Source organism: Streptomyces sp. NPDC001927 (assembly GCF_053594455.1).
The window spans coordinates 312,651-325,459 of sequence record NZ_JBSFEN010000010.1 but is presented as its reverse complement, the minus strand read 5'-3'; the positions used below and the strand labels follow the sequence as shown (position 1 = coordinate 325,459).

The window sequence follows — 12,809 nt, the reverse complement described above, 5'->3', positions numbered from 1 at the left end:
ATTGACGGCGACCGTCAACCGTCCACGGACTGTCCACGGTGCGCGTGGGGCCCCTGCCGTCGTTTAGGCTCGGACGCATGGCCGACGCACCGTACAAGCTGATCCTCCTCCGCCACGGCGAGAGCGAGTGGAACGCGAAGAACCTGTTCACCGGCTGGGTGGACGTCAACCTCACCGAGAAGGGCGAGAAGGAGGCGGTCCGCGGCGGTGAGCTGCTCAAGGACGCCGGCCTGCTGCCCGACGTACTGCACACCTCCCTCCAGAAGCGCGCCATCCGCACGGCGCAGCTGGCGCTGGAGTCCGCCGACCGCCACTGGATCCCGGTCCACCGCTCCTGGCGCCTGAACGAGCGGCACTACGGTGCGCTCCAGGGCAAGGACAAGGCGCAGACGCTCGCGGAGTTCGGCGAGGAGCAGTTCATGCTCTGGCGCCGCTCGTACGACACCCCGCCGCCGGCGCTCGAGGACGGCACGGAGTTCTCCCAGTCCGCGGACCCGCGCTACGCGACGATCCCGCCGGAGCTCCGCCCCCGCACGGAGTGCCTGAAGGACGTCGTCGACCGGATGCTCCCGTACTGGTACGACGGCATCGTCCCGGACCTCCTGGACGGCCACACGGTCCTGGTCGCGGCCCACGGCAACAGCCTCCGCGCCCTGGTCAAGCACCTGGACGGCATCTCGGACGAGGCCATCGCGGGCCTGAACATCCCGACGGGCATCCCGCTGGTCTACGAGCTGGACGAGAACTTCAAGCCCCTGAAGCCGGGCGGCACGTACCTCGACCCGGAGGCGGCGGCCGCGGCGATCGAGGCGGTCAAGAACCAGGGCAAGAAGTAGCCCCACGCATGAAGGAGCCCCCTCCCTGCCGGGTTCCGGCGGGGAGGGGGCTTTTTCATGCGGTGGGCCCGCCTGAGGGTCCGAGGGTCCGCCGAAGATCACGTACAACCATTCGAATCGATCATGGGTCTGATCGGGCACGGCATCGCCGTGTCCGATCTTCTCGTGGGGGTTCACCTTGCAGTTCCGTTCCACCGGTACGCGTCTCGCCACGTCCATCACCGCGGTCCTCGCCGTCACGGCGCTGGGCGCCGGCGCGCTGGCGACAGCGCCGACCGCGTTCGCGGCGGCCCCGGTTGCCGTGTCGGGCCCGGTCTCGGACGACCCGGCCGCCGCGCTTCCGGTCTACCCGAAGGGCAGCGACCTGGCTGGCGCGGGCCCCTCTGGCTTCCTCACGTACTCCTTCGCCCTGGACGGCAGCCGGGAGCTGGTCTGGACGCCGTACGACGACAGCGCTCCGACCCGGTTCCAGGATTCCGAGGACGGAGGTTGGTACGTGTCGGGCAGCGACATCGTCAGCCTCCACCGAGGGGCCGACGAGACGCGCGGGCTCACCCTGCGGAACATGGCCGATCCGGCCGCCGCGACCGTGGACTTCGACCTCGGCGCTCTGAACGCCCGCTCCGTGTCCGTGCTGAGCCCGACGAGCGTGCTCGCCCAGCTCACCAAGGAAGACGGCACGTCCGAGCTGCACATCGTGACCAAGGCCGGCGGCACGACGACCACCCGCAAGATCGAGGGTCTGCCCGCGGACGCCGACGAGTACTTCGGTCCTGGGCCCCTGGACGGCTCGGTCGTCGTCGGCTACGCGACGGGGCCGGCCGACAGCCGGACCGGCGGCCGGGCCGTGATCGACCTGGCGACCGCGACGGTGACGGAGACGTACTCTGCCACCGAGTCCTGGTACGCGTACCGCACCCTGGAGTTCTCCCCTTCGCACGTGTTCTGGTACGAGTACGAGGCCGGCACCGGGGGGATCATCCGGTCCGTCGACCGCAGGACGCGCGAGGTGAAGCGGACCGTCCTGGGGGCCCACACCGCCGAGTGGTACACCGCACTCGTGGGCGAGTGGCTGATCTACGGCAACCCCACCACGCGGGTCCGAGCCGTCTCCCTGACCACAGGCGAGATCCGCGACCTCCTGGATTCCGGCTCCGCGGCGGCGGCCGCGGGCAACGACACCGCGGTCGTGTACGGCAAGCACGCCGTCGACGGCGACGGCCTGTTCCGGATCACGGCCGCGCAGGACGGCACGCCGACGGTCACCAAGGTGGCCGCCACGGGCCAGGTGGCCGTGCCGCCCGCTCTGAAGATCGAGCAGGTCGACGTCCCCGACGTCGCTGAACTCGACAAGACCGGCGGCGAGGTGACGCTCGGCTGGACGCTCTCCCGGCCCGACGCCCGCCTGGACCTCACCCTCACGCACGTCGCCACGGGCAAGCAGTTCCGGACGACCGCCGACGCCCCGGCCACCGGCTCCCTGTTCACCTACACGTGGGACGGCACCATCGACGGCGTCGACGCGCCGAACGGCAGGTACGCGATCGAGGTCGAGGCGACGTCGCTCGACGGCGTCGGCGAGCCCGCCCGCCAGGGCTCGGAGATGACGGTCAGCCGCACGCCCAACCCCCACGACTACACCGACAACGGCTCCACCGACGTCCTCGCCCGCGACGCGGTCGGCGTGCTGTGGCGGGACGATCTGCGGGACCGGCCGGGGAGCGGGCAGGTCAAGCCCGCGCTGCGCAGCCGGGTCGGTGGGGGCTGGGAGATGTTCAAGCAGATCGAGGCCGTCGGCGACCTCGCCGGCGACCGGGCCGGCGACCTCGTGGCCATGGACGGCTCCGGTGTGCTCTGGCACTACCTCGGCAAGGGCGACGGCACCTTCGCGCCCCGCGCCAAGGTCGGCGGCGGCTGGGCCATCTACAACCAGCTGACCGGCGGCTCGGACCTCGACGGCGACGGCCGCACCGACCTGCTCGCCGCGGACACCGCCGGGACGCTCTGGTTCTACAAGGGCACGGGCTCCGCCGCCGCCCCCTTCGCCGCCCGCGTCAAGGCCGGCGGCGGCTGGGGCATCTACAACCAGCTCACCGCCGTCGGGAACATCGCCGGCTCCGCCGCCGGGGACCTGATCGCCCGCGACACCGCCGGCGTCCTCTGGCTCTACCAGGGCGACGGCCACGGCAACTTCGCCCCCCGCGTGCGGGTCGGCGGCGGCTGGGAGGTCTTCAGCCAGCTCGTCGGCGCGGGCGACCTCGACAACGACGGGCGCCCGGACCTCATCGCGTACGGAGCGGGCGGCACGTCCGTCTACCGCTCCACGGGCTCCGTCACCGCGCCCTTCACCCGTCAGGCGACGCCGCTGTACGCGGGCGAGGGCACCAAGTTCAACAACATCGCGTAGGACGGCGCGGAAGCGAACGCGCGACGCGCGCGGAATGGCCCCCTCCCCTCGGAGGGGGCCATTCCCCTTCCAAAAGCCCGTTGTTGCGGCGCGGACCATCGCGTAAGGTCACGTTCGTGATCACCGGATCGGCGACTCTTCGCCACACACGGATGGGTCAGCCGGTGGAAGGCTGATCCCGCAGCGGGGGTGCGTACGACACCCCCACCGTTCGGCACGTGGACCTCCTGGGCAGTGCGCCCCACCCGAGTCCACTCATCCCACCCTGCCGAACACAGCGAGGTCTTCCACCCATGGCAGTCAGCTTCAACCACACCATCATCGCGTCCAAGGACAGCACCGAGTCCGCCCGCTTCTTCCGCGAGCTGCTCGAACTCCCCGAGGCCCCGTCCTGGGGGCCGTTCGTCAACGTCCAGCTCGCCGACGGCGTCCTGATCCAGTTCGCCACGCCGCCCGGCGAGATCGAGATCCAGATGCAGCACTACGCGTTCCTGATCGACGACGAGCTCTTCGACCGCGCGTACCAGCGGCTCTGCGACGGTTCCGTCGAGCACTGGGCCGATCCGCAGATGCGGCTCCCCGGCGAGATCAACCACGGGCACGGCGGCCGAGGGGTGTACTTCAAGGACCCCGGCGGTCACGCGATCGAGCTGATCACCCGCCCGTATATCTAGAGCTCTCCGGAGATCCACTCGATAGCCTCCGTGCCATGCCCCACGACACCGCACTCCGGCCGGAGAACGTCCGGCTGGAGAAGATCACCCCCGCCAACGTCGACGCCGCGATCGCCCTGCGCGTCCATCCCCACCAGGAGAAGAACGTCGCCCCGGTCGCGCACTCGCTCGCGGAGGCGTACGCCTTCGGTGCGACCGCCTGGCCCCGGCTCATCCTGGACGGCGACGAGATCGTCGGCTTCCTGATGGCCTTCCTGGACATCCAGTGGGCCCCGGAGAAGGACCCGGACGACCGCCGCAGCGGACTCTGGCGGCTCAACATCGCCGCCGGCCGGCAGGGCAAGGGGTACGGGCGTTTCGCCGTCGAGGCCGTACGCGAGGAGATACGGCGGCGCGGCGACGGCGGGCCGCTGTCGATGTACGTGACCTGGGAGCCGGGCGACGACGGGCCCGAGGGGTTCTACCTCGGGCTCGGCTTCCGTCCGACGGGAGAGACCAGCGGCGCGCAGACCGTCGGCGTCCTCGACGTCTGAGATCTCCGACGCCATGGATCGCACGCGGCCCCGCCCGGATTCCTCCGGGCGGGGCCGCGCACGTTCGTCTGGCTCAGAGCCTCAGGAGCAGCCCCCGCACTGGCACGTCCCGCCGGACTGGCAGCCGCAGCCGCAGCCGGGTCCGCACGCGCAGCCGCTGAGGCCGAGAACGGGCAGGAGCACCGCGTCGTGCGGGATCGCCTGCTGGGTGTCGGTGGTGGCGCTATCAGCCATGGGGTCCCTCCTCGGAGGCGTACGTCGCCTCTCCCCATTGCATGCCCATCCCCCTGGGCGCATCAACGGCGCACAGGAGTGCGAACGCCACCCGTCCGGTCACCCCTCGCGGGCTACGCGCCCTCGACCGGGGCGTCCGACTGCTGCAGCTCGTCCGCGTGCTCGCCCGTCACCAGGTACACGACGCGCTTCGCCACCGACACCGCGTGGTCGGCGAACCGCTCGTAGTAGCGGCCAAGCAGCGTCACGTCGACGGCCGTCTCGATGCCGTGCTTCCAGCGGTCGTCGATCAGGTGCTGGAAGAGCGTCCGGTGCAGCAGGTCCATCTCGTCGTCGTCCTGCTCCAGCTGGAGCGCCAGGTCGACGTCCTTCGTGATGATGACCTCGGCCGCCTTCGCCATCAGGCGCTGCGCCAGCTGGCCCATCTCCAGGATGGTCGCGTGCAGGTCGCGCGGGACCGCGGAGTCCGGGAAGCGCAGCCGCGCCAGCTTCGCCACGTGCTGCGCCAGGTCGCCGGAGCGCTCCAGGTCGGCGCTCATGCGCAGCGACGTCACCACGATCCGCAGGTCCGTGGCCACCGGCTGCTGGCGGGCCAGCAGGGCTATGGCCCGGGCCTCCAGGTCGTGCTGCAGGTCGTCGACCTTCTGGTCCGCGGCGATCACGCTCTCCGCGAGCTTCAGGTCCGCGTCGAGCATCGCCGTGGTGGCGCGCCCGACCGCGGAGCCGACCAGGCGGGCCATCTCGACCAGGCCTTCGCCGATCGAGTCAAGTTCCTCGTGGTACGCGTCCCGCATCGATGTCCCTCTCTCACTGATGTCCGGGGTCCCCGTCGGGCTCGGACCCCCACGCTCCCACGTTCGGGCCCCTACGCGTCCGCAGTCTCCACCCGAAGTGAATGAGCTCTTTCGCCCCGGTGAACTCTGGGCGACGCGGGCCGCCTCTCCGTTCGGTCCAAATGAACCAGTACAGTCCCCACGGTGAACTCTGGGCGACGACTGTTCGAGCAGCCACTCGGACGGCTGGGAGAGAGTCTCTCGTGCCGCATAACCTTGAGGGCATGGACGTGAACGCGGCGGTCGCCGCATTGGCCGCGATCGCCGGGGTGTGCACCGGCGTGATCGCCATGCTGGCGTTCCGCTGGAGCGAGCGCGACCAGGCGCGACCCACCCGGACCTCCCTGCACACCGACGCCGTGCTCCCGCCCGGCGTCGACACCGTGCTCTCCGTGCTGCGCTCCTCCGCGGTCGTGCTCGACGAGAGCGACTCGGTGGTGAAGGCCAGCTCGGCGGCGTACGCCCTCGGTCTGGTCCGCGGCGGAAAGCTGGCCGTCGAGCCCATGCTCAACATGGCCCGCGACACCCGCCGCGACGGAGAGATACGGCAGGTCGAGCTCGACCTGCCCCGGCGCGGCACCGGACGCGGCGAGGCCCTCGCGGTCTCCGCCCGCGTCGCCCCGCTCGGCTCCCGCCTGGTGCTGCTCCTGGTCGAGGACCTGACCGAGGCCCGCCGTATCGAAGCGGTACGGCGCGACTTCGTCGCCAACGTGAGTCATGAGCTCAAGACTCCGACAGGAGCGCTCTCCCTGCTCTCCGAGGCCGTCATGGACGCCTCGGACGACCCCGAGGCGGTCACCCGCTTCGCCGGCCGCATGCAGATAGAGGCGACCCGCCTGACCAACCTCGTACAGGAACTCATCGACCTCTCCCGGGTGCAGAACGACGACCCGCTGGAGGACTCCGAGCCGGTACGGGTGGACGAACTGGTCGCCGAGGCGATCGACCGCTCCCGGCACACGGCCTCCACCAAGCAGATCACCATGGCTTCCGGCGGCACCGCCGACCTGCACGTCTGGGGCAGCCGCGGCCAGCTCGCCGCCGCCCTCGGCAACCTCGTCGAGAACGCCGTCAACTACTCCCCGGCCCGTACGAGGGTGGGCATCGCGGCCCGCCGCGTGGCCGCCCCCGGCGGCGACCTGATCGAGATAGCGGTGACCGACCAGGGCATCGGCATCTCCGAGAAGGACCGAGAGCGGGTCTTCGAGCGCTTCTACCGCGTCGACCCGGCCCGCTCCCGTGCCACCGGAGGTACGGGTCTCGGCCTCGCCATCGTCAAGCACGTGGCCGCCTCGCACGGCGGAGAGGTCACGGTCTGGAGCACCGAAGGCCAGGGCTCCACCTTCACCCTGCGGCTGCCCGAGGCGGGCGCCGTACGGGACCGCCGCTCCTCCGACTCCACCTCCCCCACCCCTGATCTCATGACCGAACCGCTCCCTGCCCCGGAGGTCCTTCCGTGACCCGAGTGCTTGTCGTCGAGGATGAGGAATCCTTCAGCGACGCCCTTTCGTACATGCTCCGCAAGGAAGGCTTCGAGGTCGCGGTCGCCGCGACCGGGCCCGACGGCCTCGACGAGTTCGAGCGCAACGGGGCGGACCTCGTCCTCCTCGACCTGATGCTGCCGGGCCTGCCCGGCACCGAGGTCTGCCGCCAGCTGCGCGGCCGCTCGAACGTCCCGGTCATCATGGTGACCGCCAAGGACAGCGAGATCGACAAGGTCGTCGGGCTGGAAATAGGAGCCGACGACTACGTGACCAAGCCCTTCTCCTCGCGGGAGCTCGTCGCCCGCATCCGCGCGGTCCTGCGCCGCCGCGGTGAGCCGGAGGAGGTCACCCCCGCCGCCCTGGAGGCCGGCCCGGTCCGGATGGACGTGGACCGCCACGTCGTGACGGTCTCCGGCGGCAAGGTCGACCTCCCGCTCAAGGAGTTCGACCTCCTGGAGATGCTGCTGCGCAACGCGGGCCGCGTGCTGACCCGTATGCAGCTGATCGACCGCGTCTGGGGCGCGGACTACGTGGGCGACACCAAGACCCTCGACGTCCACGTCAAGCGCCTCCGCGCCAAGATCGAGCCGGACCCGGGCGCCCCGCGCTACCTGGTGACGGTCCGAGGCCTGGGCTACAAGTTCGAGCCGTAAACCTTGCGTACAGCCGGAGGGGCGGGCCGCTGGAGTGATCCAGTGGCCCGCCCCTCCGGCGTACTCCGTACGTGTGGGTCAGTGGCCGGCCGAGTGGCTGGCCTCGCCCGACGGGGTGCCGGTGCCGGTCGGGGTCGCGGTGCCCGTCGGGGTGGCCGTGGAGCCGGGCTTCGCGCCGTGGCCCGCCTCGCCGGTCGGCGTCGCGGTGGCCGAACCGGTCGGCTTCGCGGCCGGGGGCTGCGGGATCTCGGTCGGGCCGTACTCCTTGAAGTAGCTGGTCGCCGGGACGACGAAGGCCTCCAGGGCCACGTCGCCGGTCTGGCTCAGCTTGAAGACGAGCTCCTGCGCGCCGCCGTCCTTCACGGCCTCGTGGCCGTTCTCGATCGTGGCGGAGGCGTTGCCCTTGCCACCGATGACGACCGAGCCGCCGGCGGCGATGGTGATCGGGCCCGAGCCCGTGGCGGGCTTGAGCTTCACCTGGCCGGAGGAGCCGGGCATGGTGATCGAGTCGAGCGTCTGCGGCGTGCTGCCGTTGTTGAACACCGTCGCCGAGACGACGGCGGGACCCGCCGCGCCGACGGTCGGCTGGGTGATCACCAGGGCGTTCTGGATCTTGACGTCTTCCACCGTGACGGCGGCGTTGTCCGGCCGGACGCCGAGGGTCTGCGCGTTGTTCCCGGCGCCACAGGCGGACAGCGAGGCGATCGAGATCACGATGGCGGTGGCGGCGAGGGCGCCGCGTCGAAGGCTGCGGCTCACGGCGGCGGCATCTCCTAGGACGTACGGAACAGCATGGACGAGTCGGCTGGAGTCGAGCTCAGGACCAACCGGCTAAGGGCGAGCTAAAGGTGCGTCAGCGGGCTTAGGTTACCGAGCCACCCTCTCCCACCCGCACCCGACCCGCCCCTTCAGGCCCCACCCCTCCCGCCACCCTCCCGCCGGCCCCCTCGGCACCCCTCCCCGCGAGCATCCCCGCGGCCGTCCCGAACCCGCTTCGCGATGGCCTGATCACGTCGCATTGACGCGCTGTTCACATAACCGACTTGATCAATTCGGCGATCGTCCTCGGATCGCGCGCGCATCGCGCTCGCATTCCACTGTCCGGCCCACGGAAAAACTCGGTTCACACCTGTGGGTGATCAATTCGAGATTCGGTCCGGGATGCATCCGCATGGGTGGCCGATCCTCGAACGGAGTACGTGAGGTTGTACGCTCCGAACCCCGCAAAACGGGGCATCCCGCCCCCTCCGGAGCCCCCCGGGCGGGCGTGACGCCCGCGTTTCTCTCCGTCCGCGCAGCCGCTCCGACCTGCGAATACCGCCCTCCGGAAGCCCTCCGCAGCACGTCCCCGTCGCTGTTGTCAAGCCCCGAGATATGCCCTGACCTGCGAAAACGCCATTCAGAAGAAGCCGTATCCGTGTTACCCTGGATAGCCACGGAAGGGGTACCTGTCACATGACGTTCAAGGTTGGCGACACCGTGGTCTATCCCCATCACGGGGCCGCGCTGATCGAGGCCATCGAAACTCGCCAGATCAAAGGCGTGGACAAGACCTACTTGGTGCTCAAGGTCGCCCAGGGCGACCTGACGGTTCGTGTGCCGGCGGACAATGCGGAGTTCGTCGGTGTTCGCGATGTAGTCGGTCAGGATGGGCTGGACCGGGTCTTCGAGGTGCTGCGCGCGCCGTACGCCGAGGAGCCCACGAACTGGTCCCGACGCTACAAGGCAAACCTCGAGAAGCTCGCCTCCGGCGATGTCATCAAGGTCGCCGAAGTGGTCCGCGACCTCTGGCGCCGGGAGCGCGAGCGCGGACTCTCCGCAGGTGAGAAGCGCATGCTCGCCAAGGCTCGGCAGATCCTGGTGAGCGAGCTGGCGCTCGCGGAGAACACGAACGAGGACAAGGCCGAGGCTCTCCTCGACGAGGTCCTCGCGTCCTGAATGAAGCGATGCCGCGGTGCCCGTTGGCGTGCTGTGTTTCACACAGCGCTGCCGCCGGGCGCTGCGGCATGTTTCGTCTCAGGAGCCACAAGCCCTGAGCGCCGGTGACGTCCACAGTGCCGATGACGTCCGCGGCGCCGGTGACGTCCGCGTCGTCGAGCAGCGGCGTACGAGGTGACGTCCGTCTCGTGACGCGTCCGTCCACGAAACTCCCGTATCCCCAGCCCCCTCGCGTCCCACGGACCTTGTGCCACGCGCCACGCCCCGACCGTCGTCACGGAAAGGGCCCGGTCAAGGCGGTGCGCCGGCACTCCCCCCAGCCGTCGGCCGGGGGCACCCCCAGGGCCATACCCATGTCCGCCGAGGAAACAAACCTGCCGGAGTGCAAGCGATGACTGACGAAACGCGTCCCACACGGACCGCCGTGGTGATCCCCGCGGCGGGCCGGGGCGTACGCCTCGGCCCGGGCGCCCCCAAGGCGCTCCGCGCGCTGAACGGCACCCCCATGCTCATCCACGCCGTCCGGGCGATGGCCGCCTCGCGCGCCGTCTCCCTCGTCGTCGTGGTCGCTCCTTCGGACGGCGCCGTCGAGGTCAAGAACCTCCTCGACGACCACGCGCTGCCCGAGCGCACCGACTACCTCGTCGTCCCCGGCGGTGACACCCGCCAGGAATCCGTACGCCTCGGTCTCGCGGCGCTCCCCGAGGGCGTCACCACCGTCCTCGTCCACGACGCGGCCCGCCCGCTCGTCCCCGTCGACACCGTCGACTCGGTCATCGAGGCCGTCCGCGACGGGGCCGTCGCCGTCGTCCCCGCCCTGCCGGTGGCCGACACCGTCAAGGAGGTCGAGCCCGCGGCGACGAAGGGCGACCCCGAGAGCGTCGTCGCGACCCCCGAGCGCTCCCGGCTGCGCGCCGTCCAGACCCCGCAGGGCTTCGACTACGAGACCCTCGTCAACGCGCACGCGACCGTCGCCCTCACCGGTGATGGCGCCACGGACGACGCCGGCATGGTCGAGCGGCTCGGCGCGCCCGTCGTGGTCGTGCCCGGCCACGAGGAGGCGTTCAAGGTGACCCGCCCGCTGGACCTCGTACTCGCCGAGGCCGTACTCGCCCGCCGGAGGGCCAACGATGGCTTCTGAGCCGCTGAACCCGCCCCTGATCCCGCGGACCGGCATCGGCACCGACGTCCACGCCTTCGAGAAGGGCCGCGAACTGTGGTGCGCCGGCCTCCTCTGGGAGGACGAGGAGTACGGGCTCGCCGGGCACTCCGACGGTGACGTCGCCGCCCACGCCGCCTGCGACGCGCTCTTCTCCGCCGCCGGCATCGGCGACCTCGGCGCCCACTTCGGCACCTCGCGCCCCGAGTGGTCGGGCGCCTCCGGCGTCACCCTCCTCACCGAGGCCGCCCGGATCGTCCGCGCCGAGGGGTACGAGATCGGCAACGTCGCCGTCCAGGTCATCGGCGTACGGCCCAAGGTCGGCAAGCGCCGCGACGAGGCGCAGAAGGCGCTGAGCGCGGCCGTCGGCGCCCCCGTCTCCGTCTCCGGCACCACGACGGACGGCCTCGGCCTCACCGGCCGCGCGGAGGGCCTGGCCGCCCTCGCGACCGCGCTGGTGTACCGCACCGCCTGACGTACGGCCTGACGTACGGCCCGACGTACCGCTGCCGTACCGCCTGACGTCCGACGAAAATCTCGCCCCGCGACCGGCAATCGGTCGCGGGGCACTACCACACGCCCACTACCCTGGAGTGGTGACTATTCGCCTGTACGACACCAGCGCCCGGCAGATCCGTGACTTCACCCCGCTCACACCGGGCACCGTCTCGATCTACCTCTGTGGTGCCACCGTGCAGGCCGCCCCGCACATCGGGCACATCCGGTCGGGCCTCAACTTCGACATCATGCGCCGCTGGTTCGAGTACCGCGGCTACGACGTCACGTTCGTCCGCAACGTCACCGACATCGACGACAAGATCATCGCCAAGGCCGCCGACCAGGGCCGCCCCTGGTGGTCCATCGGCTACGAGAACGAGCGCGCCTTCAACTCCGGCTACGACGCCCTCGGTTGCCTGCCGCCCACCTACGAGCCCCGCGCCACCGGCCATGTCACCGAGATGGTCGAGATGATGCGCGGGCTCATCGAGCGCGGGCACGCCTACGAGGCCGACGGCAGCGTGTACTTCAACGTCCGCTCGTACCCCGGCTATCTCCAGCTCTCCAACCAGGACATCGACGACCTGCGCCAGCCCGACGAGGGCGTCTCCGGCAAGCGGGACCCGCGCGACTTCGCCATGTGGAAGGCGACCAAGCCCGGCGAGCCCGACTGGGAGACGCCGTGGGGCCGCGGCCGGCCCGGCTGGCACCTGGAGTGCTCGGCGATGGCGCACAAGTACCTGGGCTCCGCCTTCGACATCCACGGCGGCGGCCTCGACCTGATCTTCCCGCACCACGAGAACGAGATCGCCCAGGCCAAGGCGTTCGGCGACGACTTCGCCTCGTACTGGGTGCACAACGCCTGGGTCACCATGAGCGGCGAGAAGATGTCGAAGTCGCTCGGCAACTCGGTGCTCGTCTCCGAGATGGTGAAGAACTGGCGCCCCATCGTCCTGCGCTACTACCTGGGCACCCCGCACTACCGCTCGATGATCGAGTACAGCGAGGAGTCGCTGCGCGAGGCCGAGGCCGCGTTCGCGCGCATCGAGGGATTCATCCAGCGCGTCACCGAGAAGGCGGGCAAGACCGTACCGCCCGCCCCCGAGGTGCCGCCCGCGTTCGCCGAGGCGATGGACGACGACCTGGGCGTCCCGCAGGCGCTCGCGATCATCCACACCACCGTCCGCCAGGGCAACAGCGCGCTCGCCGCCGACGACAAGGACGAGGCCATCGCCCGCCTGGCCGAGGTCCGTGCCATGCTCGGCGTCCTCGGCCTCGACCCCCTCGACCCGCACTGGGCCGAGGAGACCGACCGGGGCGAGGAGCTCCACGGCGTCGTCGACACCCTCGTACGCATGGTGCTCCAGCAGCGCGAGTCGGCCCGCGAGCGCAAGGACTGGGCCACCGCGGACGCGATCCGCGACCAGCTCGCCCAGTCCGGCCTCGCCATCGAGGACAGCCCCGAAGGCCCCCGCTGGACGCTGGGCAGCCGCTGATGATGTGCCGCGCGGGGAGCCGGGCGGCACACTTCACTTACAGACCTATGCACGCAACACCGAG

The 12,809-nt window shown here is 70.7% G+C and carries 13 protein-coding genes; 10 read left to right on the top strand and 3 right to left on the bottom strand.

Annotated elements, in window-relative coordinates; translation table 11 throughout:
- Positions 1-77: 77 nt before the first annotated feature.
- From ACWCO8_RS27460 to ACWCO8_RS27445, 4 genes are all read left to right on the top strand, one after another.
- Positions 78-836 carry a phosphoglyceromutase gene (locus tag ACWCO8_RS27460; protein ID WP_362007654.1) on the top strand — a complete coding sequence of 253 codons (759 nt, stop codon included), beginning with the start codon at positions 78-80 and terminating at the stop codon, positions 834-836.
- A gap of 178 nt (positions 837-1,014) precedes the next feature.
- On the top strand, positions 1,015-3,243 hold the full coding sequence (locus ACWCO8_RS27455) for an FG-GAP-like repeat-containing protein (protein ID WP_451034501.1): 2,229 nt from the start codon (positions 1,015-1,017) through the stop codon (positions 3,241-3,243).
- Between the two features lie 293 nt (positions 3,244-3,536).
- Positions 3,537-3,917 carry a VOC family protein gene (locus tag ACWCO8_RS27450; RefSeq protein ID WP_451034500.1) on the top strand — a complete coding sequence of 127 codons (381 nt, stop codon included), beginning with the start codon at positions 3,537-3,539 and terminating at the stop codon, positions 3,915-3,917.
- A 35-nt stretch (positions 3,918-3,952) separates the two neighbouring features.
- A complete protein-coding gene (locus ACWCO8_RS27445) occupies positions 3,953-4,450 on the top strand; it encodes a GNAT family N-acetyltransferase (protein WP_451034499.1) in 498 nt (165 codons plus the stop codon).
- 81 nt (positions 4,451-4,531) lie between these two features.
- Here ACWCO8_RS27445 and ACWCO8_RS27440 read toward each other — a convergent pair whose 3' ends face one another.
- Both ACWCO8_RS27440 and phoU read right to left on the bottom strand, forming a co-directional pair.
- The gene (locus ACWCO8_RS27440; RefSeq protein WP_362007645.1) at positions 4,532-4,684 is read right to left on the bottom strand and encodes a hypothetical protein; all 153 of its coding nucleotides are present in this window, start codon (positions 4,682-4,684) and stop codon (positions 4,532-4,534) included.
- A 113-nt stretch (positions 4,685-4,797) separates the two neighbouring features.
- Positions 4,798-5,478 (bottom strand): phosphate signaling complex protein PhoU, encoded by a 681-nt coding sequence (phoU, locus tag ACWCO8_RS27435; RefSeq protein WP_362007643.1) that lies wholly within the window; start codon positions 5,476-5,478, stop codon positions 4,798-4,800.
- A gap of 263 nt (positions 5,479-5,741) precedes the next feature.
- Between phoU and ACWCO8_RS27430 the strand changes: the two genes are divergently transcribed.
- Complete coding sequence (locus ACWCO8_RS27430; RefSeq protein ID WP_451034498.1) at positions 5,742-6,977, top strand: sensor histidine kinase; 1,236 nt, start codon at positions 5,742-5,744, stop codon at positions 6,975-6,977.
- Complete coding sequence (locus ACWCO8_RS27425) at positions 6,974-7,654, top strand: response regulator transcription factor (protein WP_017242433.1); 681 nt, start codon at positions 6,974-6,976, stop codon at positions 7,652-7,654. The genes ACWCO8_RS27430 and ACWCO8_RS27425 overlap by 4 nt, the downstream gene beginning before the upstream one ends.
- Before the next feature lie 78 nt (positions 7,655-7,732).
- Here ACWCO8_RS27425 and ACWCO8_RS27420 read toward each other — a convergent pair whose 3' ends face one another.
- Positions 7,733-8,413: a DUF461 domain-containing protein gene (locus ACWCO8_RS27420; protein ID WP_451034497.1), complete on the bottom strand. Its 681-nt coding sequence runs from the start codon at positions 8,411-8,413 to the stop codon at positions 7,733-7,735.
- 696 nt (positions 8,414-9,109) lie between these two features.
- On the opposite strand from ACWCO8_RS27420, the gene ACWCO8_RS27415 reads away from it, so the two are divergent.
- The 4 genes from ACWCO8_RS27415 (at position 9,110) to cysS (ending at position 12,745) form a co-directional block, all read left to right on the top strand.
- A complete protein-coding gene (locus ACWCO8_RS27415) occupies positions 9,110-9,592 on the top strand; it encodes a CarD family transcriptional regulator (RefSeq protein WP_003953493.1) in 483 nt (160 codons plus the stop codon).
- A 391-nt stretch (positions 9,593-9,983) separates the two neighbouring features.
- A complete protein-coding gene (gene ispD, locus ACWCO8_RS27410; RefSeq protein WP_362007636.1) occupies positions 9,984-10,733 on the top strand; it encodes a 2-C-methyl-D-erythritol 4-phosphate cytidylyltransferase in 750 nt (249 codons plus the stop codon).
- Positions 10,723-11,226 (top strand): 2-C-methyl-D-erythritol 2,4-cyclodiphosphate synthase, encoded by a 504-nt coding sequence (gene ispF / locus ACWCO8_RS27405; protein ID WP_451034496.1) that lies wholly within the window; start codon positions 10,723-10,725, stop codon positions 11,224-11,226. The genes ispD and ispF overlap by 11 nt, the downstream gene beginning before the upstream one ends.
- Positions 11,227-11,347: 121 nt before the next feature.
- On the top strand, positions 11,348-12,745 hold the full coding sequence (gene cysS, locus ACWCO8_RS27400; protein WP_362007631.1) for a cysteine--tRNA ligase: 1,398 nt from the start codon (positions 11,348-11,350) through the stop codon (positions 12,743-12,745).
- Positions 12,746-12,809 lie beyond the last annotated feature (64 nt).

Coding starts and splice junctions, on each gene's coding strand:
- ispD (WP_362007636.1), top strand. CDS start 9,984: ATGACTGACGAAACGCGTCCCACACGGACCGCCGTGGTGATCCCCGCG.
- ACWCO8_RS27440 (WP_362007645.1), bottom strand. CDS start 4,684: ATGGCTGATAGCGCCACCACCGACACCCAGCAGGCGATCCCGCACGAC.
- ACWCO8_RS27450 (WP_451034500.1), top strand. CDS start 3,537: ATGGCAGTCAGCTTCAACCACACCATCATCGCGTCCAAGGACAGCACC.
- ispF (WP_451034496.1), top strand. CDS start 10,723: ATGGCTTCTGAGCCGCTGAACCCGCCCCTGATCCCGCGGACCGGCATC.
- phoU (WP_362007643.1), bottom strand. CDS start 5,478: ATGCGGGACGCGTACCACGAGGAACTTGACTCGATCGGCGAAGGCCTG.
- ACWCO8_RS27415 (WP_003953493.1), top strand. CDS start 9,110: ATGACGTTCAAGGTTGGCGACACCGTGGTCTATCCCCATCACGGGGCC.
- ACWCO8_RS27430 (WP_451034498.1), top strand. CDS start 5,742: ATGGACGTGAACGCGGCGGTCGCCGCATTGGCCGCGATCGCCGGGGTG.
- ACWCO8_RS27445 (WP_451034499.1), top strand. CDS start 3,953: ATGCCCCACGACACCGCACTCCGGCCGGAGAACGTCCGGCTGGAGAAG.
- ACWCO8_RS27460 (WP_362007654.1), top strand. CDS start 78: ATGGCCGACGCACCGTACAAGCTGATCCTCCTCCGCCACGGCGAGAGC.